Source organism: Rhizobium metallidurans (assembly GCF_014196505.1).
GTDB classification, from domain to species: Bacteria; Pseudomonadota; Alphaproteobacteria; order Rhizobiales; family Rhizobiaceae; genus Rhizobium; species Rhizobium metallidurans.
On sequence record NZ_JACIDW010000031.1, the window covers coordinates 1 to 22,202 of the forward strand.

At 63.1% G+C, this 22,202-nt stretch carries 17 protein-coding genes and 1 tRNA gene; 13 read left to right on the forward strand and 5 right to left on the reverse strand.

Annotated elements, in window-relative coordinates; all coding sequences use genetic code 11:
- Positions 1-14: 14 nt before the first annotated feature.
- A tRNA-Met gene (locus GGQ67_RS23435) sits at positions 15-91 on the forward strand.
- Between the two features lie 182 nt (positions 92-273).
- On the forward strand, positions 274-909 hold the full coding sequence (locus GGQ67_RS23440) for an alpha/beta hydrolase family protein (RefSeq protein WP_183902518.1): 636 nt from the start codon (positions 274-276) through the stop codon (positions 907-909).
- 185 nt (positions 910-1,094) lie between these two features.
- On the opposite strand, the gene GGQ67_RS23445 is transcribed toward GGQ67_RS23440, so the two are convergent.
- Positions 1,095-3,338 carry a glycoside hydrolase family 2 protein gene (locus GGQ67_RS23445; RefSeq protein ID WP_183902519.1) on the reverse strand — a complete coding sequence of 748 codons (2,244 nt, stop codon included), beginning with the start codon at positions 3,336-3,338 and terminating at the stop codon, positions 1,095-1,097.
- A 93-nt stretch (positions 3,339-3,431) separates the two neighbouring features.
- Positions 3,432-4,343, reverse strand: coding sequence for an SMP-30/gluconolactonase/LRE family protein (locus GGQ67_RS23450; RefSeq protein WP_183902520.1), 912 nt, complete (start codon positions 4,341-4,343; stop codon positions 3,432-3,434).
- A 255-nt stretch (positions 4,344-4,598) separates the two neighbouring features.
- Here GGQ67_RS23450 and GGQ67_RS23455 point away from each other — a divergent pair, with 255 nt between their 5' ends.
- The 5 genes from GGQ67_RS23455 to GGQ67_RS23475 all read left to right on the forward strand — a co-directional run bounded on the left by GGQ67_RS23455 (position 4,599) and on the right by GGQ67_RS23475 (position 11,766).
- Entirely contained in the window at positions 4,599-5,819 is a 1,221-nt protein-coding gene (locus GGQ67_RS23455; protein ID WP_183902521.1) for an adenylate/guanylate cyclase domain-containing protein, read from the forward strand.
- A 179-nt stretch (positions 5,820-5,998) separates the two neighbouring features.
- Positions 5,999-6,430: an OsmC family protein gene (locus GGQ67_RS23460; protein ID WP_018902456.1), complete on the forward strand. Its 432-nt coding sequence runs from the start codon at positions 5,999-6,001 to the stop codon at positions 6,428-6,430.
- A gap of 361 nt (positions 6,431-6,791) precedes the next feature.
- Positions 6,792-7,400, forward strand: a complete 609-nt coding sequence (locus GGQ67_RS23465) for a TetR/AcrR family transcriptional regulator (RefSeq protein WP_183902522.1) — start codon at positions 6,792-6,794, stop codon at positions 7,398-7,400.
- Between the two features lie 58 nt (positions 7,401-7,458).
- Positions 7,459-8,595, forward strand: a complete 1,137-nt coding sequence (locus GGQ67_RS23470) for an efflux RND transporter periplasmic adaptor subunit (RefSeq protein ID WP_183902523.1) — start codon at positions 7,459-7,461, stop codon at positions 8,593-8,595.
- 24 nt (positions 8,596-8,619) lie between these two features.
- Positions 8,620-11,766: an efflux RND transporter permease subunit gene (locus tag GGQ67_RS23475; RefSeq protein WP_183902524.1), complete on the forward strand. Its 3,147-nt coding sequence runs from the start codon at positions 8,620-8,622 to the stop codon at positions 11,764-11,766.
- 261 nt (positions 11,767-12,027) lie between these two features.
- Here the strand turns inward: GGQ67_RS23475 and GGQ67_RS23480 are convergent, their stop codons facing one another.
- The 3 genes from GGQ67_RS23480 to GGQ67_RS23490 form a co-directional block, all read right to left on the reverse strand.
- Positions 12,028-12,948, reverse strand: a complete 921-nt coding sequence (locus GGQ67_RS23480) for an ROK family protein (protein ID WP_183902525.1) — start codon at positions 12,946-12,948, stop codon at positions 12,028-12,030.
- A 74-nt stretch (positions 12,949-13,022) separates the two neighbouring features.
- Positions 13,023-14,357, reverse strand: a complete 1,335-nt coding sequence (locus GGQ67_RS23485) for a sensor histidine kinase (protein ID WP_183902526.1) — start codon at positions 14,355-14,357, stop codon at positions 13,023-13,025.
- The gene (locus tag GGQ67_RS23490) at positions 14,354-15,013 is read right to left on the reverse strand and encodes a response regulator (RefSeq protein ID WP_183902527.1); all 660 of its coding nucleotides are present in this window, start codon (positions 15,011-15,013) and stop codon (positions 14,354-14,356) included. The genes GGQ67_RS23485 and GGQ67_RS23490 overlap by 4 nt, the downstream gene beginning before the upstream one ends.
- Positions 15,014-15,262: 249 nt before the next feature.
- On the opposite strand from GGQ67_RS23490, the gene GGQ67_RS23495 reads away from it, so the two are divergent.
- From GGQ67_RS23495 to GGQ67_RS23520, 6 genes are all read left to right on the forward strand, one after another.
- Complete coding sequence (locus GGQ67_RS23495) at positions 15,263-16,213, forward strand: sugar-binding transcriptional regulator (protein WP_183902528.1); 951 nt, start codon at positions 15,263-15,265, stop codon at positions 16,211-16,213.
- A gap of 150 nt (positions 16,214-16,363) precedes the next feature.
- Positions 16,364-17,677 (forward strand): ABC transporter substrate-binding protein, encoded by a 1,314-nt coding sequence (locus GGQ67_RS23500; protein ID WP_183902529.1) that lies wholly within the window; start codon positions 16,364-16,366, stop codon positions 17,675-17,677.
- A 155-nt stretch (positions 17,678-17,832) separates the two neighbouring features.
- The gene (locus GGQ67_RS23505) at positions 17,833-18,705 is read left to right on the forward strand and encodes a carbohydrate ABC transporter permease (RefSeq protein WP_183902530.1); all 873 of its coding nucleotides are present in this window, start codon (positions 17,833-17,835) and stop codon (positions 18,703-18,705) included.
- An 11-nt stretch (positions 18,706-18,716) separates the two neighbouring features.
- Complete coding sequence (locus GGQ67_RS23510) at positions 18,717-19,541, forward strand: carbohydrate ABC transporter permease (RefSeq protein WP_183902531.1); 825 nt, start codon at positions 18,717-18,719, stop codon at positions 19,539-19,541.
- Between the two features lie 12 nt (positions 19,542-19,553).
- Entirely contained in the window at positions 19,554-20,552 is a 999-nt protein-coding gene (locus GGQ67_RS23515; protein WP_183902532.1) for an ABC transporter ATP-binding protein, read from the forward strand.
- Between the two features lie 102 nt (positions 20,553-20,654).
- A complete protein-coding gene (locus GGQ67_RS23520) occupies positions 20,655-22,136 on the forward strand; it encodes a mannitol dehydrogenase family protein (protein ID WP_183902533.1) in 1,482 nt (493 codons plus the stop codon).
- Positions 22,137-22,202: the final 66 nt, after the last annotated feature.

A 22,202-nucleotide genomic window follows, 5' to 3' on the forward strand; every position in this document is an offset into this window, starting at 1 on the left:
GGGATTTACGCTGGCGCGGGGTGGAGCAGCCCGGTAGCTCGTCAGGCTCATAACCTGAAGGCCGCAGGTTCAAATCCTGCCCCCGCAACCAATCTCTCCAAAGACAGAAATCACATAAGACAAGACAAACAAAGCCCGCACAACGCGGGTTGTTAGCGTGCGCGGAAGGCCGCGGGGTTCCGATTCCACACTCGCAACCAAATCCCCCTTATAGACATAGTGACGACGCACAATGGTCCGCGACAGCTGCGATTTTGTGTGTAAGGTCGGCCCATGACCCAATCCTATCTCATCACAGGTCCCGACGATGCGCGCGTGACCCTGCTTATGGCGCATGGCGCCGGGGGCGCGATGGATTCGGCGGCGATGACGCGGGCGGCCGATGCGATCGGCGGGGCGGGGCTGCGCGTGGTTCGCTTCGAGTTCGGCTACATGGCCGAGCGGCGATCGTCGGGACGCAGGCCGCCGGCGCCGAAGGCCGAGCGATTGATATCCGAGTATCTTGCCGCCGTCGACGCGCTTGGCGCGCCGCCCCGGCTGATCATCGGCGGCAAGTCGATGGGCGGACGGGTTGCCAGCATGGTGGCGGACGATCTCTTCCGGGCCGGGCGGATCGCCGGGCTGTTCTGCCTCGGCTACCCTTTCCATCCGATCGGCAAGCCGGAGCAGTTGCGCACGGCGCATCTACGACACTTGTCGACGTCGACGCTGATCTGCCAGGGGACGCGTGATCCGTTCGGGACACGCGACGAGGTCGCGGGCTATCGTCTCGCGGAGACGATCGAGATTGCCTGGTTCGAGGACGGCGATCATGACCTCACGCCGCGCAAGACGATCTCCGGCTTTTCGGCCGGCGATCACCTCGCGACGATGGCGGCGCGGGTCGCCGGTTGGAGCAGCGCCTTGTAAACGCAGTCATGCGCTTGAAAGGGCGTTTCCAGCGGCATCCGGCCATGCGGGGGGCGCTGGCCGGTGCCTGACGACGGTCCTGCTCCGGCGTGCCTGTCGTAGCCGACGTGACGCGGGCTCCGTGCGGCTCTCTGCCGCGACCGCCGGCGTCACAACCTCGGCCGTCTCAGCCGAGGCATCGTTGGTCAGACCGCCGCCAGGGTCAGCCGCACCGCGCCGAAGCGGGGGCAGGTGGCCTCGAGCACGATCTCGCCGGTGAGGCCCGTGGTCTCGATCCAGAGACCGGCCGTGCCGCCCTGGAGCGGGATGGTGCTGGGGCCGATGATCTTCGCCGGGCCGGTGACGGCCATCGTCACCACTTCGTTCAGGAACGGCAGGCGCTGGCCCTGCTGGTCGAGCGCGCGCAGCACGATGCGGGTGGTGTCGCGTTCGCGCGCCTTCAGCCGGGTGCTGTCGGCGATCACCTGCAGCGTCGTCGGCAGCGGATCGGCGACCAGCGTCAGCCGCGCCGCGGGCGCGCCGTCGACATAGCCGGTGAAGCTGCCGTCGATCCATTTCTGGCCCCATATGCCGAGTTCGTCGGCGGTGAAGTGGCGGTGGTCGAAGACGACGGGCGGATGCGGCAGGTGCGGGAAGCTCTCGTAGTCGGGGCCGACGCGCTTGGTCACCGAGCCGTAGGTCAGCTCGACCTCGTCGCAATTGGTCAGCACGATCAAGGGGAGCACGCCGCCGATGTTGCGCTCGCCGCGCGCCCAGAAGGTGACCGGCTTCATGATCACGTCTTCGGAGGGGTCGCACTGGCTAGCATAGGCGTAGGCAGCGAATTTCGGTTCGCGGAACATGTCCATGACGCCGTGATAGCAGATGCGGTCGCCGGAGCCGAAATCCTTGTGGGTGTTGTAGTCGAACATGCACCAGCCGATGGCGCCCGCTATGTCGGGGTCGCCATAGGCGGCGTTCAGCACTTCGAGGTGGCGGCGGACATGCTCGGCCTGGCGCGCTTCCTGGTCGTAGATCTTGGTCGGGTACATGTGACCGCCGAATTCGGTGATCATGTACGGCACCTTGTAGGAGAGGCCGGTGCTCTCCTGCTGCGGCCGCAGCGGCGTGCGCGGGCGGTTGGCGCCGGGCAGCTCCTCGTTGCCGAGGATAAAGTCGTTCATCGTGTAGACGTCCTCGAGCAGCTCGCTATCGGTGATGTAGCGAACGCCGCCGGTCGGCCGGGTGGGGTCGAGCTCGCGGGCGAGCCGGTTGGTCTCGGCGTAGAAGTGGTGGCTGTCCTGGCTCTCGTTGATGCGCACGCCCCAGATGACGATCGAGGGGTGGTTCCAGTCGCGCTCGATCATCCGGCGGACGTTGCGGATCGATTCATGCTGCCATTCCTGGTTGCCGATATGCTGCCAGCCGGGGATCTCCTCGAACACGAGCAGGCCGATCTTGTCGCAGCGGTCGAGAAACCACTTCGATTGCGGATAGTGCGAGGTGCGGACCATGTTGCACTTCAGCACGGATTTCATGATGTCGGCGTCGCGTTCCTGGGCGGAGCGTCCGGCGGCATAGCCGACATAGGGGAAGGACTGGTGGCGGTTGAGGCCGCGCAGCTTCAGCGGGCGGCCGTTCAGCCTGAAGCCTTCAGCGGTGAACTCGGCGGTGCGGAAGCCGAAGCTGGTCGTCAGCCTGTCGGAACCATGGCTGGTCTTGAGCTCAACCGTCATCCGGTAGAGTTCCGGATTGTCGATATCCCACAGCGCGATACCGGTGAGGCCGTCGAAATCGAGCGTTGCGTCGTCGCCGGTCGTGTCCGTCGCGGCGGTGGCCAGCACATTGCCATCGATATCGGCAAGCGAGGCGGTCAGCGTGCCGAGGAAGGGCACATTGCGGGGATTGGCGAGATGGACGCGAACGGAGGCGGACTTTTCTTGCGAGCGCACGTTCGTGGTCTCGATCTTGACGTTGCGGATCGAGACGGGATCGGTGACCTTCAGCCAGACCTCGCGATAGATGCCCGCATAGGTCAGATAGTCGATGGCGCCGCCGAAGGGCGGGATGGCGGGGTTCTCGCTGCCGTCGATGGTGACTGATATCAGGTTGTCGCCGCGCTGAAGACCGTTGGTCAGGCGCGCCTCGAAGGGCGTGTAGCCGTCCTTGTGGGCGATGATCTCCTCGCCGTTCAAGTAGACCACGGCGTCGGCCATCGCCGCGTCGAACACCAGGGAGACCTCGCGGCCCTCGAATTCCGGCATCCAGCGCAGCAGCTTCTGATAGGTGAAGGCGCGCTGGTAGCTTGCTTCATCGACATAGTTGAACGGCAGCTCGACCGCCGTATGCGGCAGGTTGACGATGACGCGGCCGTCGAAATCGCGCAGCAGATGCTGGCCGGCACCCTCATGGAAAGCCCAGGATTCGTTATAGGGAACGATGGAACGCATGTCAGTTTCTCACGGCGGTAACGATATCGGGGACGGAGGCGCAGCGGCGGCGTAACAAGCGGCCCCGGCTGCGCGTTCAATGTCGGTTTTGACTTACGGGTACTGGGCGCCGTTGGTCGTCAAGTAAATGGCGTAGAGCGATTGCGTCGCGGTTATGAACAGACGGTTTTTCTTCTGGCCACCGAAGGTGACGTTGGAGACCGTCTGCGGCACCTTGATCTTGCCGATGAGGGTTCCATCGGGCGCGAAGCAGTGGACGCCGTCGGCCGCACTGCTCCATAGGTTGCCGGCGACGTCGAAGCGGAAGCCATCGGGCACGCCCTTGTCGATCGAGCAGAAGTAGCGGCTGTTGGTCAGCTTGCGGTCGTCGACCACGTCGAAGGCGCGGATATGGCGCGGCACTTCGTGGTTCGAGGAGCCTGAATCGGCGATATAGAGCTGCTTTTCATCCGGAGAGAAGGCGAGCCCGTTGGGCTGGATGAAGTCGGTGGCGACCGCTTCGATTTCGCCGGTTCCGGCATCGATGCGGTAGACGTTTCTGGTTTCCTGCTCGGGCTCGGCCTTGTGGCCTTCATAATCGGACATGATGCCGTAGCTCGGATCGGTGAACCAGATGGAGCCGTCGGAGCGGACGACGACGTCGTTCGGCGAATTCAGGCGCTTGCCCTTGTAGCGATCGGCGAGCACGGTGATGCGGCCATCCGGCTCGGTGCGGGTGACGCGACGGCCGCCATGTTCGCAGGAGACCAGCCGGCCCTGACGATCGCGGGTGTTGCCGTTGACATAGTTGGACGGGGAGCGGAAGACCGAGGCGCCGCCGTCCGGTACCCAGCGCATGATGCGCTCATTGGGGATGTCGCTCCAGAGAAGGCAGTTGAGATCGGAGAACCAGACGGGACCCTCGGCCCAGCGGCATCCGGAATAGAGCTCCTCCAGCCTGGCGCTGCCCGCGATCAGGCGGTTGAAACGATCGTCACGGATGTCGTAAAGCGCATCTTGCGACACAGGCTGCTCCTCCCAAAGCGATTTGACCTTCTTCGTAAACGTAAACGAAGCGGCGTGCCAGAGCCCCGCCTCGCAAAAGGCCCGCGCCTGGCCATTTTTGAAGTAGGGCTGTGGCGTCCCTGTCGGCATCCTTGCCGGCGGTCGAAATCATCACACCTTATGACATGAGGGCGGGACATGACGTTTGTCAGCTTTGCCGTTTCGTCGGCCGTCAAATCACGTTAAGGCTATTCTATCAGACAAGGTGAATGTGGCATGGAATACAGCGATATCGGTACGGTTGCGGCATGGCTGACGGAGCAGGGGCTGAATGGCGCGACCGAATCCGAGCTGCTGACCGGCTTCTGCGAGACCTGCCGAAGGCTTGGTCTTCCGCTCGACCGTAGCCTGGCGCTGATGGATACGCTGCACCCGGTTCACGAGGGGCGTGCTTTTCGCTGGGATAGCGAGGAAGATGTCGAGGCGGAGTTCGCCTATGGCCCGATGGGCGGCGATGGGAATTCGCTGGAAAACTGGCAGCGCTCGGCCTTCTACCGTCTTTGGGCGGGCACCGATAACGAGGTTCGCCGCCGGCTGGGGTTCGGCGATCCGGCCGATTTCTACATGCTGGATACGATGCAGGCGGAAGGGCATACCGATTTCGTCGCGATGGTACGCAAGTTCGAAAAGGCCGGTACGATCGGCGAGATGGATTGCTTCTTCGCGCATTTCGTCACGCGCCATCCGGAAGGGTTTTCCGATCATCACATGATGATCCTGCGCAAGCTGGTGCCGGTGCTGGCGCTCGCCATCAAGTGCATCGCGCTCGGGCGCATCGCCCGCACGATCGCCGAGGTCTATCTCGGCGAGGACGCGGCGCGGCAGGTGCTGGATGGCAAGATCAGCCGCGGCAAGTCGGAGCGGATTTCGGCCGTGCTGTGGTTCTCCGACCTGGTGAACTACACGAAGATCTCGGACAGCGCCTCGCCCGAGGAAATCCTGCCGATGCTGAACGCCTACAGCGATCTGGTCATCACGGCGGTGCATGAGGCCGGCGGCAATGTGCTGAAGCTGATCGGCGACGGGGTGCTGGCGATCTTCAAGGCCGATGCACCAGCGGACGCCTGTTCGGCGGCGCTGAAGGCCGAGCGGATGCTGCACGAAAGATTGGTGAGGCTGAACAACGAGCGCGCCTTCGAGGAACGGCCGACCACCGACGTCTATATTGGCCTGCATATCGGCGACGTCTTCTATGGCAATATCGGCAGCCAGGAACGGCTCGATTTCACGGTCATCGGTCCCGCCGTCAACGAGGTCAGCCGCATCGCCTCGCTCTGCCGGTCGGTCGATTTCAACGTGCTGATGTCGTCCGATTTCGCCGCCGCCGTTCCCGAGACTGAGCGTGGCGCGCTTGCCTGCGTCGGGCGCTACGCGCTGCGCGGCGTGCAGCGGCCGCAGGAACTCTTCACGCTGGAGACCGCCGGCACCATCCGCTGATCAGCGCAGGACTGCCGGTGATGGCGATGTCGGCGGTCGGCGCAATCAAATTTTACAAGACTGTCGCCTTCCTGGATTAGAGACTTATATCCTCGGGCGAAGGGGTTTTCGCGCCTCTTGACCGGATGACGCGGCGGGTCCGCCGCGTTGGAGAACACTCAGTCCAACAGGAGAACGGCATGCAGATCAATCGCACAGGTTCCGCACAGTGGTCGGGCGGCATCAAGGACGGCAAGGGTCAGATCTCGACACAGAGCGGCGCGCTCAAATCCTACCCTTATGGCTTCGCCAGCCGCTTCGAAGGCCTCCCTGGCACCAATCCCGAAGAACTGATCGGCGCCGCCCATGCCGGCTGCTTCACCATGGCGCTGTCGCTGATCCTCGGCGAGGCGGGCTTTACCGCGACCAGCATGGAAACGACGGCGAAGGTGACGCTCGAAAGCGTCGAGGGCGGCTTTGCGATCAGCGCCATCCTGCTGACGCTGCGCGGCACGGTTCCCAACTGCGACGAAAAGACCTTCATCGAGCTCGCCGGCAAGGCCAAGGCGGGTTGCCCGGTTTCCAAGGCGCTGGCCGCTGTGCCGATCACGCTGGATGCGCAGCTCGCGTAAGCGGGGATTGATCGATGGTTCGAGATGCCGCGGTGCTTTGTGCCGCGGCATTTTTCGTTCGTGGGTGCGGTGAAGACCCCTCCCCAACCCCTCCCCACAAGGGGGAGGGGCTTTGCTGGGCGCAATGTTTTACCCAACACCGAAACCTCTCGACATCGCCGGCAGAAGAACGAGGCAGGCGGCATGCCACGAGTTAGCCCCTCCCCCTTGTGGGGAGGGGTTGGGGAGGGGCCTTTTGATTGCACAGCGACATTCCTCACCCACCCCATACCGCAAGGCAAAAGATTGACAACTGTCGCCTGATGCATTACGACTGACGAAATTCAAAAATCGTCAGTCGTAAATCAACACGGCAGAAATCATGAACGACACCGCTGAAAGCATTCTCGAAGCCACCCGACAGGAGAATGCCACGCGCATTCTCGATGCGGCCGAGCGGCTGTTTCGTCACTATGGCTACTCCAAGACCACCGTCGCCGATATTGCCCGCGATCTCGGCATGTCGCCGGCCAACGTCTATCGCTTCTTCTCCTCGAAAATCGAAATCCACCAGGCGATCTGCGGACGGATGCTCGCGGCGAGCTACGAGCAGGCCTATGAGATCTGCCATCTGCCGCTCAGCGCGTCGGAGCGGTTGAGCCGTTTCGTGCGCGGACAATACGAGATGACGGTCGAGACCATGCTCGACCAGGAAAAGGTGCACGAGATGGTGGTCGTCGCCATCGAGCGCGACTGGCATGTCATCGAAAAGCATGTCGACAGCATTCAGGATCTGCTGGCCGAAGTCATCCAGCAGGGTATCGACGCCGGCGAGTTCGCCGATCAGGCCCCCGCCGTCGCCTCGCGCTGCTTTGGTGCCGCCACGGTGACCCTCTGCCACCCGATCATGGTGGCGCAATGTCTTGCCAAGACCAACCGCGCGACGGTGGACGAGCTGATCGATTTCTCGATCCGCGCGCTGAAGAAATAGGCCTGGCGCCAGACCGCCGGGCACATCAACAAACATAACCATTCCAGGAGTGCGAAAGATGATTTCGCTGAAGACAGTCAGGTTGCCGTCCGTTGCCAGTTTCGCGCTTCTCGGCGCCGTATCGCTCGTCGTTTCCGGCTGCAGCGAAGAGAAGAAGGCGGAGACCAAGGAAATCTTGCGGCCGGTGAAGGTCGTGGAGATCACCAAGGCCGGCGAGACCCGCGCGCTCGATTACTCGGGTGCGGTCAAGGCGCGCGTCGAGATGAACCTCGGCTTCCGCGTTGCCGGCAAGATCACCGAGCGGCGCGTCAACATCGGCGACCGCGTCCAGCCCGGCGACGTGATCGCGCGCATCGACGCCACCGACTACGAACTCGCGACGAAGACCGCGGAGGCCAATCTGGCGGCTGCCGAAAAGGGTGTCGGCACGGCTGATCTCGCCAACAAGCGCGCGCAGCAGCTGTTCGACAAGAGCGTGACGGCCAAGTCGCAGCTCGAGCAGGCATCGCTCAGCTACGATCAGGCCGTATCCACCCGCGACGCGGCTCGCTCCTCGCTCGACCAGGCGCGAAACCAGGTGAGCTATGCCGAGCTCAAGGCCGACCAGAGCGGCATCGTCACAGCGATCAGCGCCGATACGGGCGCTGTTGTCGCCGCCGGCACGCCGGTCGCGACAGTCGCGCTCGACGGCGAAAAGGAAGTGCAGATCGCGGTGCCGGAAAACGACATCGCCGAGTTCAAGCCGGGCAAGACGGTCAAGGCGAGCTTCTGGTCCTCGGCCAAGCTCGTTCTCGACGGCAAGGTGCGCGAAGTCTCGGGCAGTGCCGATGCGCAGTCGCGCACGTTCGCGGTTCGCGTGAGCCTGCCCAACGACGATCGGGTCCTCCTCGGCATGACGGCGACGATCGAGGCCAGCGTCGGCAACGCCAACACCGATGTCGCCATTCCGCTCGCGGCTCTCGCCGAGAAGGACGGCAAGAAGATCGTCTGGGTGGTCGATCGCGACCAGCAGACCGTGAGTGCCCGGGACGTCACGGTCGCCGACTTCACCGGCGACGGCGTCAGCATTTCGGACGGCTTGAAGACCGGCGATCTCGTCGTTGCCGCGGGAACGCAGTTCATGACCGACAATCTCAAGGTGAAGCTGCCCGGCCAGCAATCGGCATCGGCCGAGACCGGCGACGTCGTTCGCTAAGCGGTCAGGAGAGGGAACGGGACAATGGACAATTCCACCACCGAGAAGAAGCCCTTCAACCTGTCGCGCTGGGCGATCGGCCATCCGAGCATCGCGCGCTTCCTGTTCGGGCTCATCCTGATCACCGGCGTGCTCGGGCTGATGCGCATGGGGCAGAAGGAAGATCCCGATTTCACCTTCCGCGTCATGGTCGTGCAGGCCGTATGGCCGGGCGCCTCCATCCAGGAGATGGAAGACCAGGTGGTCAACAAGATCGAGCGCAAGCTGCAGGAAACACCGAGTATCGACTGGGTGAAATCCTATACGCGCGCCGGATCGGCTGTCATCACGCTGCAGGTCAAGGGCGATACCAACGCCGCTCAGGTCGCCGACGCCTTCTACCAGGTGCGCAAGAAAGTCGGAGATATCTCCAACCAGCTGCCATCCGGCCTGCTCGGCCCCTATTTCAACGACGAGTTCGGCGACACCTTCATCACGCTGCAATCGATCAGCGGCGATGGCTACAGCTTTCCGGAGCTGAAGAAATTCGCGATCCAGGCGCGCGACATGCTGTTGACGACGCCGGGTGTCGAGAAGGCCGTGATCATCGGCGATCAGCCGGAGAAGCTCTATATCGACGTCTCCTCGCAAGCGCTCGCCGAACGTGGCCTGACGATCCTCGACCTGCAGAACGCCATCAAGGGGCAGAACAGCGTCGATCCCGCGGGCTCCGTCGATACCGGCACGCGCTCGGTGCGCATCGCCGTCGAAGGCGACGTGACCAAGGCCGCCGATATCCGCGAACTCAGACTCAAGGCCGGCAACCAGGTGACGCGCCTTGGCGATATCGCCACCGTCTATTCCGGGCTTGAAGACCCATACCAGAAGAAGTACCGCTTCAACGGCCGCGAGAGCGTTCAGGTCGGTGTCGTCATGGCCAAGGGCTACAAGGTCACCGATGTCGGCAAGGACGTCGCTGCGACCTATGAGCGCTTCGAACAGGCGCTGCCCTACGGCGTTTCCGTCGACCAGATCTCCAACCAGCCCGATGTCGTCACCGAGGCGGTGGGCGAATTCATGCGGGCGCTGGCCGAAGCGCTGGTCATCGTCCTGATCGTCTCGTTCCTTTCGATCGGCTGGCGTTCCGGCCTCGTCATCGCCATCGCCATTCCGCTGGTGCTGGCCGCCACCTTCGCCATCATGTACGAACTCGGCATCGACCTGCAGCGCATCTCGCTCGGCGCCCTCATCATCGCGCTCGGGCTGCTCGTCGACGACGCGATGATCGTGGTCGAACTCATGGAGCGCAAGCTCGAAGAGGGGCTGGTGAAGATAGAGGCGGCGAGCTTCGCCTATTCCTCCACGGCTTTCCCGATGCTCACGGGCACGCTGATCACCACGGCAGGGTTCATTCCCGTCGGCTTCGCGGCATCCACCGCCGGCGAATATGTCCGCACGCTGTTCTACGTGGTCGGCATCGCGCTCGTCGTCTCGTGGTTCGTGGCCGTCTATTTCACGCCGTGGCTCGGCTACATGATCCTGAAGCAGCGCCAGCATGCCGGCGGCGATCATCACGATGCCTTCGATACGCGCTTCTACCATCGTCTCAGGGCAACCGTGAGCTGGGCCGTGCGCCACCGAATCATCGTGGTCGCGATGACGCTGGTGACGTTCATGACCAGCCTCTGGGCCTTCCAGTTCATCCCGCAGAACTTCTTCCCGCAATCCTCGCGTCCCGAGATCCTCGTCGATCTGTGGCTGCCGGAGGGGACCAGCATCAAGGAAGTCGAAAAGCAGGCGAAGGCGCTCGAAGCCAAGATCATGGACGACACGGACAAGAAGTTCGTCGCCACCTATATCGGCGAAGGCGCGCCGCGCTTCTTCCTGCCGCTCGACCAGCAGCTTCCGAACCCGAATTTCGCGCAGCTCTTGATCATGGCCAATGACGAGCCGGCCCGCGAGCGTTTGATCGTCAAGCTCAGGACCATTCTCGCCGAGGACTTCCCCGATATCCGCGGCAAGGTCGACCGCCTGTTCCTCGGTCCGCCGACCGGCTGGCCGGTGCAGATGCGCGTCATGGGCCCGGATCGCCAGGAAGTCCGCAGGATCGCCGACGAGGTGAAGGCCAAGTTCCAGGAAAATCCGCTGCTCGGCGCCATCCACGACGACTGGCTGGAGCAGGTGCCGGCGATGAAGCTGGTGATCGACCAGGATCGGGCGCGTGCGCTCGGCGTCACCTCGCAGCGCGTCCGCCAGATGCTGCAGACCGCGATGTCCGGTGCGCCGCTCGACGATTTCCGCGATGGCGAGGAGACGGTTTCGATCGTCGCCCGCGAGCCGGAAGCCAACCGCTCGCTGCTGTCGGCCGTCAATTCGGTCTACGTGCCCACCGATTTCGGCGGCTTCGTGCCGGTCTCGCAGATCGCCAAGGTGGTGCCGGTTCTGGAACAGGGCATCGAGTGGCGGCGTGATCGCCTGCCGACCATCAGCGTCCGCGCGACGCTGCCCGATGGCGTGCAGTCGAACGACGTGGCCATGAAGATGTATGCCGATCTGCAGCCGCTGCGCGACAGCCTGCCGGCCGGCTACAATATCGAGATCCAGGGCGGTGCCGAGGATTCGGCCGAAAGCCAGGCCTCGATCGCCGCCAAGGCGCCGATCATGCTTGTCGTCATCGTGCTCCTGCTGATGGCGCAGCTGCAGCATTTCGGCAAGGCGATGCTGGTGCTTTCGACCGGCCCGCTCGGCATCATCGGCGCTGCCGCGGCACTCTTGATCTCGGGCGCGCCCTTCGGCTTCGTTGCCATCCTCGGCGTCATCGCGCTGCTGGGCATCATCATCCGCAATTCGATCATCCTGATCGACCAGATCGACCAGGACATCAAGGCGGGCATGCACCGGCAGGAGGCGATCGTCGGGGCGGCCGTGCGCCGTTTCCGTCCGATCATGCTGACGGCACTCACGGCTGTTCTGGCGCTGATCCCGATTTCGCGCGGTGTGTTCTGGGGGCCACTCGCCTACGCCATGATGGGCGGCATCCTGGTCGCCACGGTGCTAACGATCCTGGTGCTGCCGGCGGCTTACGCGATGTTCTTCGGCAAGGAGCCGAAGGGCAGGGAGGATGAGGCTGTTTCATCCGGTGAGGACGACGCGGTGGATCACGGGCATCCGCCGGCGATAGCGGCGGAGTGAAGAATGCGGACGGCGCGGTGAGAACCGCGCCGTTTTTGGTTTGTGGGTAGGGGGTTGGAGCGTCTTCAAAGTTCGTAAAAAGTCCCCTCCCCAACCCCTCCCCACAAGGGGGAGGGGCTAAGTCGTGGCACGGTCCGCGCAAGGTCGCGCAACTGACAGTCTTTGAAAGGTTTCCGTTTGGTGGATAGGGCGCGCCCAGCGAGCCCCTCCCCCTTGTGGGGAGGGGTTGGGGAGGAGACTTTGGTCTGGGTTAGCCGGTAGCTACCCCAGCACCTCCGCTTCCGCCTTCAAGCCCAAAAGCGCCGCCCCGATCAGCCCCGGCTCGACGCGGCACTCGCTGCGCACGACGAGCGGGCGGTCGAACTTGCGCAGGATGCGCTGGCGCACGGCCTTGTCGAGCTCATGCAATAGCGGCTCGACATTGGAGAGGCCGCCGGCGACGGGGACGATGGTGGCGCCGGTGATGTTGACGGTCAGCGCCAGCGGCGAGGCGACGAGATCGATGTAGACGTCGATCGTGCGGGCCGCCTTTTCCTCGCCGCGCAGCCAGGCTGCGATGATTTCCTCGCTGGTCAAATCGAGGCCGTGGAGGGTCTTGTGCAGGCGTTCCATGCCGCGCGCGCCGCCCACCGAATCGACGCAGCCGCTCTGGCCGCAGCCGCAGGCATAGTGCGGGATTTCCACCGGCGGGTGGCCGGCGCGCAGCGCGACGATCGGGCCGTGGCCCCATTCGCCGGCGAAGCCGCCCGCCTCGTTGATCAGCCGGCCGTTGGCGATCACGCCGCCGCCGACGCCGGTGCCCAAGATGACGCCGAGCACGATGCGGTGGCCGCGACCGGCGCCGAGGCCGGCCTCGGCCATGGCGAAGCAGTCCGCGTCATTGGCGACCAGCACCGGCACGCCCAGTTCGGCCTCGATATCGGCCGCGATCGTGCGCTGGTGGATGCAGGGAATGTTGGCGCAGGTGAGGAGTTGCGTATCGGGATCGACGACGCCGGCGATCGAGATCGACAGAAGCGTCGGCTTGCCGCCCGCCTCCGTGATGAAGGTTCTCAGCGTATCGACGAATGCGCCGAAATCATCGAGTGGCGTCGGGCGGCGGCCGAGCGGCGTGATCTCGGTTTCGGAGAGGGCTACGCCGCCCTTGATCGCCGAGCCGCCGATGTCGAAGGAGATGATCATCCGTATTCTGCTTGTTCGAAACTGTCTCAATCTGCTCGCATCGTTCCCGGCGATTTGCAAGCCCAAACGATACGCTAGGCCGGCAGCGTGATGCGCGCCTCGAAGCCCGAGGTCCGGCCGCTGGCCGGCGATATCAGGTCGAGCGTTCCTCCCATTTGCGCGACGATCCGCTCGGTGATGGCCAGGCCAAGCCCCGATCCCGACGCGCCGGTATTGCCGCGCCGAAAGCGCTTCTTGAGCATGGCGATATCCCGTTCCGGCACCAGCGGGCCGCCATTGACGACACGGACGACACCGTTCTGATCGAGGCTGACTTCGACGGGCAGTTGCCGGTCGCCGTGAACGAGCGCGTTTTCGATGAGATTGCGCAGGATGATGCCGAACGCGTCCATGTCGGCGTTTCGCACCAGTGTTGCCCCGGGCGCGGGCGCGTAGCGCAGCCGGCCTTGCGATCGATGGTCGCGTTCGTAATCGGTGACGATCATGTCCAGCACCGGGCGAAGATCCGTGGCGGTGGCGCTGCCGCCGATGCCGGCCTCGGCGCGGGCAAGCTGCAGCAGCTTCTCGGCAAGGCGCCCGAGATTGACCAGCGAGCTTTCGATCTGATTTGCCCGCGTCCGGGCCGGTCCCGGGGGCAGCTCCTCGGAGAGGCGCTGCGTTTGCGCGAGCGCGCCGGCGATCGGCGTTCGCAATTCGTGAGCGCTGTTGGCGGTGAATTCTCGCTCGGATTCAAGCGCCGATCGCAGGCGCCCGAGCAGGAGGTTGACGGAGCGGGCGATCGGCTTCAGCTCCTTCGGCAGGCCGGCGCTCTCCAGCGCCGCCATGTTGCCGCCGTCCTTGGTGCCGATATCCCGGCGCAGCGCGTCGAGCGGCTTCAGGGCGCGGCCGACGATGAACCAGATGGCGAAGATGCTTGCCGGAATGAGCGCCACCAGCGGAATGAGCAGGGTGACCGCGCTTTCGCGCACGGCTTCGCGGCGGTTCTTGAAGCGGTCCGCGACCTGCAGGAAGAGCGTGCCGTCGGATGTCTTCTCGGTGTAGATGCGCTCGGTGGCGCTGTCGTAGAAGCCCGGCTCGAGCGGGGCCGGAAAAGGCTCCGACACGGCATCGTTGGAGCGCAGCAGGATCTTTCCGGATGCATCGCGAACCTGATAGGTCAGGTACTCGCTATTGGCGGCGCTGTTCAGCATCGCGATACCATGCGGGTCGCCCAGACCGCGCTGCTCCATGTCGTCAAGGATGAGCGCCAGCAGCCGCTCCGTGGTTTCCTGTTGGGCGCTGTCGAAGATCTCGTCGAACTCGTGCTGCATCACGCGAATGCTCAGCCCGATGGCGAGGAGCCAGAAGATGACCATCACCGTCGTCAGCGCGGTGATGAGCGGGCGGGTGATGCTGCGTTCGCGCTTCATTTCGATCCGAGCGTATAGCCGATGCCGCGAGCCGTGCGGATGCGATCCTTGCCGATCTTCTTGCGCAGGCGGCTGACATAGACCTCGACCGTGTTGCTCTCGATTTCAGAGCCGAAGGCGTAAAGCGCCTCCTCGATGCGGTCCTTGGAGACGATGGCGCCGGGGCGGGCGGTCAAGAGGTCGAGGACGGCCCATTCGCGGCTGGTCAGGATGACGGCGGCGCCGTCGACGGAGAGCTTGTGATGCGGCCTGTTGATTTCGATATCGCCGATCTGCACCACCGGATGCGGGTTGGCGTCGTAGCGGCGGGCCACGGCCATGATGCGGGCCTCGAGCTCGCCCAGATTGAAGGGTTTGACGAGATAGTCGTCGGCGCCGGCGTTCAGCCCTTCGATGCGGTCGGAAATCTGATCGCGCGCGGTGAGGATGATGACGGGCGTGCGGATGTCGCGGCTGCGGAGCTTGCGCAGGAAATCGACGCCGCTGCCGTCGGGAAGGTTGAGGTCGAGCAGGACAAGTCCATACGCGACGGGACCCGTCGCGGCTTCCGCGTCGGCAAGGTTCTTGACCCAGTCGACGGCATGGAACGAGGCTGCGACGTGATCGCGCACGGCCTCGCCAATCATCTTGTCGTCCTCAACCAGCAGAATTCGCACGATTTCTTCCTCTGCGACACAGTTAGCGTGGCGGTCGATCTCAGGTCAAGCATGCCTTTGCGGGCAAAGATGGCGCGGCGATGGCGATTTGGAGAGCAGCCGCCGCGTGCCCCAGGCCTAAAATAGATTGTGCAATTTCTCAATGCACTCGACATTTGCCCGAATTTTGTTTTGATCTGGCGCGAACATAGCTTCAACCAAATGCTTTGCCGGCGAAAGCCGGTGCGGTCCGCGCGCAATGGATAGTCGATGGTGAAAAGGTCCGAAACTTCTGGTCGTCTCGATGACGCGGCGCGCGCCGGCTGGCTCTACTATGTGGCCGGGCGCACGCAGGACGAGATCGCCTCGTCGATGGGGATTTCGCGACAATCGGCGCAGCGGCTCGTGTCGCTTGCCGTCGCCGAGCGGCTGATCAAGGTGCGGCTGGATCACCCGATCGCCGCCTGTCTGGAACTCGCCAACGCCGTGCGCGAGAAATACGGCCTGCGGCAGGTGGACATCGTTCCAAGCGATCCGGGCGCCGGTGCCACTACCGTCGGCATCGCCGAGGCTGCGGCGGCCGAGATCGAACGCTGGCTGAAGAAGACCGACCCGATCGTTCTCGCCGTCGGAACCGGGCGAACGCTGAAGGCGGCTGTCGATCAGCTGCCGGCCATCGAATGCATCAACCACCGCATCGTCTCGCTCACCGGCAACATCGCGCCCGACGGATCGGCCGCCTATTACAACGTCATCTTCAGCATGGCCGATGCCGTGAAGGCGCGGCACTTCCCGATGCCGCTGCCGGTTCTGGTAACCTCGGCGGAAGAGCGCGAGACGCTGCATGCCCAACAGCTGGTGCGCTCGACGCTGGACATGAGCGCGCAGGCCGACGTGACCTTCGTCGGCATCGGCGAACTCGGCATCGACGGGCCGCTCTGCGTCGACGGCTTTCTGGAGAAGGGCGAGATGATGGAGCTGATGGACAATGGCGCCGTGGGCGAGATCTGCGGCTGGATTTTCGACAGCGAGGGCAAGCTGCTCGACAACCCGATCAACGAGCGCGTCGCCTCCGCTCCGATCCCCTCGCGTGACACCTCCGTCGTCATCGGCATCGGCAAGGGCAAGCGCAAGATGAAGGCCATCAAGGCCGCCGTCACCGGCCATCAGATCAACGGTTTGATCACCGATGAAGAGGTCGCCGAGTATTTGCTCACCTAGTGGGCAAAAATTTATTTCATTTTGAATCAGCGAGATAGCTTGTCGTTTCGCGGCTGCAGCAACGATTGGAGCTTGACATTTTTCGACTGTGGTTGAGTAATTGCCCATGAGCAAAGCGAATGCTCGCTAACATCTTCTGGGAGGAAGATCATGACATTGAAAACTTTTCTGCTCGGCGCCTGCTCCGTTCTGGCGTTCGCGGGCATGGCTTCGGCTGAAACGCTGACGATCGCGACCGTCAACAACGGCGACATGGTCCGCATGCAGGGCCTGACCGCCGAATTCACCAAGGCCAACCCCGATATTCAGGTCGAGTGGGTAACCCTTGAAGAAAACGTCCTGCGCGAGCGCGTGACGACCGACATCGCCGCCGGCGGTGGTCAGTATGACATCGTCACCATCGGCAACTACGAAGTTCCGATCTGGGCCAAGCAGAAGTGGCTGCTGCCGCTCGACGGCCTCGGCGACAAGTATGACGTGGACGACCTGCTGCCGGCGATCCGCGGTGGCCTTTCGATGGACGGCAAGCTTTATGCGGCACCGTTCTACGGCGAATCCGCGATGATCATGTACCGCAAGGACCTGTTCGAAAAAGCCGGCCTGACCATGCCGGAAACCCCGACCTGGGAATTCATCGCCGACGCTGCCCGCAAGATCACCGACCGCAAGGCCGATGTGTCCGGCATGTGCCTTCGCGGCAAGGCCGGCTGGGGCGAAAACATGGCCTTCGTTTCGGCCCTGAACAACTCGTTCGGCGGTCGCTGGTTCGATGAGCAGTGGAAGCCGCAGTTCGATCAGCCGGAGTGGAAGGCTTCCCTGCAGTTCTACGCCGACCTGATGAAGGATGCCGGCCCGTCCGGTGCTTCCTCCAACGGCTTCAACGAAAACCTGACGCTGTTCCAGCAGGGCAAGTGTGGCATGTGGATCGACGCGACCGTCGCCGCATCCTTCGTATCGAACCCGAAGGACTCGAAGGTTGCCGACAAGGTCGGTTACGCCATCTTCCCGAACAAGGAAGGCGTAGACAACCACGGCAAGTGGCTGTGGTCGTGGAACCTCGCCGTACCGGCTTCCTCGAAGAAGGCTGAATCGGCGCAGAAGTTCATTGCCTGGGCAACCAGCAAGGAATACACGGCGCTCGTCGCTTCCAAGGAAGGCTGGGCAAACGTTCCTCCGGGCACGCGTACCTCGCTCTACAAGAACGAAGAGTACACCAAGGCTGCTCCGTTCGCCGCGCCGACGCTTGCCGCGATGGACGCTGCCGACATCACCAAGCCGACCGTCAAGCCGGTGCCTTACACCGGTGGCCAGTTCGTCGCGATCCCTGAATTCCAGGCTCTCGGCACCACGGTCGGTCAGCTGTTCTCGGCTGTCATCGCCGGCCAGTCCACGGTCGACGACGCGCTTGCCGCCGCTCAGGCAACGGCAACCCGCGACATGACCCGCGCCGGTTACATCAAGTAACAAGTCCTCCCCGGGACACGTGGCTGCCCGACTGATCGGGCAGCCACACCCGCCGCCCGCGGCAAAAGCGCTTAAAGCCATAACAAGAAGATGAAACCGCGCGTGTGCCTCCCGCAGAGGCGATGCGCGTGGCCACTCAAGGGAGGGTCGCTGAAATGGCAACGCAGAATACGAAGACGTTGGCGCGGCTGATGATGGCGCCCTCCGTCATTGCCCTACTGGTCTGGATGGTCATACCGCTGTCGATGACGCTGTATTACTCCTTCCAGAACTACAATCTCCTGACGCCGCAAAACGTCAGCTTCGGTGGTTTCTTCAACTATCAGTATTTTTATACCGATCCGGCCTTCTTTACCGCGATCTGGAACACGCTGATCCTCGTCGTCGGTGTGCTGGCCATCACGGTCATCGGCGGCATCGCCATCGGTCTTTTGCTCGACCAGCCGATTTTCGGCCAGGGCATCGTGCGCATCCTGGTGATCTCGCCCTTCTTCGTCATGCCGCCGGTGGCCGCGCTGATCTGGAAGAACATGATCATGCACCCGTCCTATGGGGTGCTGGCCGATATCGCGAAATTCTTCGGGCTTCAGCCGGTCGACTGGTTTGCGCAATACCCGCTGTTGTCGGTGATCATCATCGTTGCATGGCAGTGGCTGCCCTTTGCGACGCTGATCCTTCTGACGGCCCTGCAATCGCTTGACGGCGAGCAGAAGGAAGCCGCCGAGATGGACGGCGCCAATTTCGTCAACCGCTTCATCTACCTGACGCTGCCGCATCTTTCCCGCGCCATCACGGTCGTTATCCTGATCCAGACGATCTTCCTGCTCGGCATCTATGCGGAAATCCTGGTCACCACCAATGGCGGCCCCGGTTACGCCTCCACCAACCTGACCTTCCTGATCTACCGCACCGCGCGTCTCGGTTACGACGTCGGCGGCGGTGCAGCGGGCGGTATCATCGCAGTCGTTCTCGCCAATATCGTCGCCTTCTTCCTGATGCGCGCCGTTGGCAAGAACCTGGACAAGTAGGAGAGACGGTCATGGCTCGCAAATCCACCACGCAAAGCAAGATCGCCTGGACCATCCTTGCCTGGGTCGTCGCCCTGGTGATCTTCTTCCCGATCCTCTACGCGGTGATCACCAGCTTCAAGACGGAGCCGGAAGCGATCGACGGGTTCAGCCTGATCCCGTCCGGCACGTTCGAGAACTACATCACGGTGCAGACGCAGCGCGATTACTTCAAGCCGTTCATGAACTCGGTTGTCCTGTCGGTCGGTTCGACCATTCTTGCCCTCATCTTCGCCATTCCGGCGGCATGGGCGATGGCGTTCGCACCCGGCAAGCGCACCAAGGACATCCTGATGTGGATGCTTTCCACCAAGATGATGCCGGCGGTCGCGGTGCTGCTGCCGATCTACATCCTGTTCCGCAATTTCGGCCTGCTCGATACCCGTACCGGCCTGACGATCATGCTGACGCTGATCAACCTGCCGATCGTGGTGTGGATGCTCTACACATACTTCCGCGAAATTCCGGGCGAGATCCTGGAAGCGGCGCGTATGGATGGCGCCAATCTGTGGAAGGAAATCGTCTACGTGCTGACGCCGATGGCGGTGCCGGGCATTGCCTCGACGCTGCTCCTCAACATCATCCTTGCCTGGAACGAAGCCTTCTGGACCATCCAGCTGTCGACCACGAACGCGGCACCGCTGACGGCCTTCATTGCCTCGTTTTCTTCGCCGCAAGGTCTGTTCTGGGCCAAGCTTTCGGCGGCCTCCACCATGGCGATCGCGCCGATTCTCATCCTCGGCTGGTTCAGCCAGAAGCAACTCGTTCGCGGCCTCACGTTTGGCGCGGTTAAGTAAGGAATTGGTCTCATGGGCAGCATTACTCTCAAGAACGTCCAGAAACACTTTGGCGAGGCCAAGGTCATTCCATCTGTCGATCTGGAAATCACCGATGGCGAGTTCGTCGTCTTCGTCGGCCCGTCGGGCAGCGGCAAGTCCACGCTTCTGCGCCTGATCGCCGGCCTGGAAGACGTCACCGGCGGCACGATCACCATTGACGGCAAGGATGTGACGGAAGCGGCCCCGGCCGCGCGTGGCCTTGCCATGGTGTTCCAGTCCTATGCGCTCTATCCGCACATGAGCGTGCGCAAGAATATCGCCTTCCCGCTGAAGATGGCGAAGATGGAACAGTCGAAGATCGACAAGAAGGTCGAGGATGCCGCCCGTGTCCTTAACCTCTCCGATTATCTCGAGCGCCGTCCCGGCCAGCTTTCCGGTGGTCAGCGCCAGCGTGTCGCCATCGGCCGCGCCATCGTGCGCGAACCGTCGGCCTTCCTGTTCGACGAACCGCTGTCCAACCTCGATGCGGCTTTACGCGGCACGATGCGTCTGGAAATCAGCGACCTGCACAACCAGCTGAAAACGACGATGATCTACGTCACCCACGACCAGATCGAAGCCATGACCATGGCCGACAAGATCGTCGTTCTCAATCGCGGCAATATCGAGCAGGTCGGTTCGCCGATGGAACTCTACAACACGCCGCGCAACCTGTTTGTCGCCGGCTTTATCGGTTCGCCGCGCATGAACCTGATCGAAGGTGCATACGCACAGTCGAATGGCGCCAAGACCGCCGGTATCCGCCCCGAACATCTGACGCTGTCCAAGGAAAGCGGCACCTGGAAGGGCACGGTTTCTGTTGCCGAACATCTCGGCGCCGACACGTTCCTGCATCTCGATGTCGATGGCATCGGCAAGATGACGGCGCGCGCCAGCGGCGAATTCGGCGCCCATCACGGCGATACCGTCTACCTGACACCAGACAAGTCCCGTGTTCACAGGTTCAACGAGCAGGGCCTCGCCATCTGAGCGTGGTTTTAGGGGTGGGGAAGAGAGCGCGTGCCGGACGAGGTGCCCGGCGCGCCGATACCGGGGTCGATAGACCCTGAAGACCTTCAAGAGGACTGAGACATGACGTGCAAACTATCGCTGGCAACGCTTTCCGACGCGGCCAAGACGGCCGCTGTACCGGCCTATGAGCGGGCGTCGCTGAAGGCGGGCATCGTGCACTTCGGCGTCGGCAACTTCCACCGCGCCCACCAGGCAATCTATCTCGACGACCTGTTCAACAAGGGCGAAGCACACGACTGGGCTATCATCGGCGCCGGCATCCTGCCGTCCGATGCCGCCATGCGCGAGAAGCTCGCCGCCCAGGACTTTCTTACGACCGTCGTCGAGCAGGACAACAACAAGACCTCGGCGCGCGTCACCGCGCCGATGATCGACATCCTGCCCGTGGGCGACGCCAGGACCATCATCGCCAAGCTCGCCGATCCGGAGATCCGCATCGTCTCGATGACGATCACCGAGGGTGGCTACTTCATCGACGCATCCGGCAAGTTCAATCCTGATCATCCGGCAATCGCAGCCGACGGCAAGAACCCTGCAGACCCGAAGACCGTGTTCGGCCTGATCGTCGCAGGCCTCAAGGCGCGCAAGGACAAGGGACTTGTGCCGTTCACCGTCATGTCGTGTGATAACATTCCGCACAACGGCGTCGTCACCCGCAATGCGGTAGTCGGCACGGCGGCGCTGTCGGATTCGGCCTTCGCAGAGTGGATCAAGGCCAATGTCGCCTTCCCGAACGCCATGGTCGACCGCATCACGCCGGCCACCGGCCAGCGCGAGATCGACCTGCTCAAGGATGTCTTCGACATCGAGGACAACTGGCCCGTCTATTGCGAAGAGTTCAAGCAGTGGGTGCTGGAAGACAAGTTCACCGCAGGCCGTCCGACGCTGGAGAATGTCGGCGTCACCTTCGTGCCCGATGTCACGCCCTACGAGCACATGAAGATCCGCATCCTCAACGGCGGCCATGCGGCGATCGCCTATCCGGCGGCGCTGATGGACATTCATTTCGTGCACGACTCGATGGAAGATCCGCTGATCCGCGCCTTCCTCGCCAAGCTCGAGAAGGAAGAGATCATTCCGATCGTGCCACCGGTGCCGAACACCTCGCTGACGGATTACTTCGGGCTGATCGAGCACCGCCTGCTCAATCCGAAGATCGCCGACACCATCCCGCGACTGGCGCAGGACGGCTCCAACCGCCAGCCGAAATTCATCCTGCCGTCGACGCTCGACAACCTGAACCAGGGCCGCGACGTCGTCGGCCTGTCGCTGGTCTCCGCACTCTGGTGCCGCTACTTCGCCGGCAAGACCGATACCGGCCAGGACATCGTCTTCAACGATGCCAGCGCCGACCGGCTGCATGCGGCGGCGCTGAAGGCCAAGGACGATCCGATGGCGTTCCTTGCCTTCGACGACATCTTCGGCGAAGTGGCGAAGTCCGATCTCTTCCGCAAGCGTTTCGCGCATGCGCTGAAGACGCTGTGGGAAAAGGGCACGCGCGAGACGCTGCAGCTTTACCTCGACGACAAGCTCGCGGCATAAGCACCGGGCGGCGGGCGCTCCCCGCCGCTGTCCACGCACCTCTGCCCACAATGTCTTGAACCCTGA

What these genes read in the sequence shown, in the direction of transcription:
- GGQ67_RS23440 (WP_183902518.1), top strand. Translation starts at nt 274, where the DNA reads ATGACCCAATCCTATCTCATCACAGGTCCCGACGATGCGCGCGTGACC.
- GGQ67_RS23455 (WP_183902521.1), top strand. Translation starts at nt 4,599, where the DNA reads ATGGAATACAGCGATATCGGTACGGTTGCGGCATGGCTGACGGAGCAG.
- GGQ67_RS23460 (WP_018902456.1), top strand. Translation starts at nt 5,999, where the DNA reads ATGCAGATCAATCGCACAGGTTCCGCACAGTGGTCGGGCGGCATCAAG.
- GGQ67_RS23500 (WP_183902529.1), top strand. Translation starts at nt 16,364, where the DNA reads ATGACATTGAAAACTTTTCTGCTCGGCGCCTGCTCCGTTCTGGCGTTC.
- GGQ67_RS23465 (WP_183902522.1), top strand. Translation starts at nt 6,792, where the DNA reads ATGAACGACACCGCTGAAAGCATTCTCGAAGCCACCCGACAGGAGAAT.
- GGQ67_RS23495 (WP_183902528.1), top strand. Translation starts at nt 15,263, where the DNA reads ATGGTGAAAAGGTCCGAAACTTCTGGTCGTCTCGATGACGCGGCGCGC.
- GGQ67_RS23515 (WP_183902532.1), top strand. Translation starts at nt 19,554, where the DNA reads ATGGGCAGCATTACTCTCAAGAACGTCCAGAAACACTTTGGCGAGGCC.
- GGQ67_RS23475 (WP_183902524.1), top strand. Translation starts at nt 8,620, where the DNA reads ATGGACAATTCCACCACCGAGAAGAAGCCCTTCAACCTGTCGCGCTGG.
- GGQ67_RS23505 (WP_183902530.1), top strand. Translation starts at nt 17,833, where the DNA reads ATGGCAACGCAGAATACGAAGACGTTGGCGCGGCTGATGATGGCGCCC.
- GGQ67_RS23445 (WP_183902519.1), bottom strand. Translation starts at nt 3,338, where the DNA reads ATGCGTTCCATCGTTCCCTATAACGAATCCTGGGCTTTCCATGAGGGT.
- GGQ67_RS23480 (WP_183902525.1), bottom strand. Translation starts at nt 12,948, where the DNA reads ATGATCATCTCCTTCGACATCGGCGGCTCGGCGATCAAGGGCGGCGTA.
- GGQ67_RS23470 (WP_183902523.1), top strand. Translation starts at nt 7,459, where the DNA reads ATGATTTCGCTGAAGACAGTCAGGTTGCCGTCCGTTGCCAGTTTCGCG.
- GGQ67_RS23485 (WP_183902526.1), bottom strand. Translation starts at nt 14,357, where the DNA reads ATGAAGCGCGAACGCAGCATCACCCGCCCGCTCATCACCGCGCTGACG.
- GGQ67_RS23510 (WP_183902531.1), top strand. Translation starts at nt 18,717, where the DNA reads ATGGCTCGCAAATCCACCACGCAAAGCAAGATCGCCTGGACCATCCTT.
- GGQ67_RS23520 (WP_183902533.1), top strand. Translation starts at nt 20,655, where the DNA reads ATGACGTGCAAACTATCGCTGGCAACGCTTTCCGACGCGGCCAAGACG.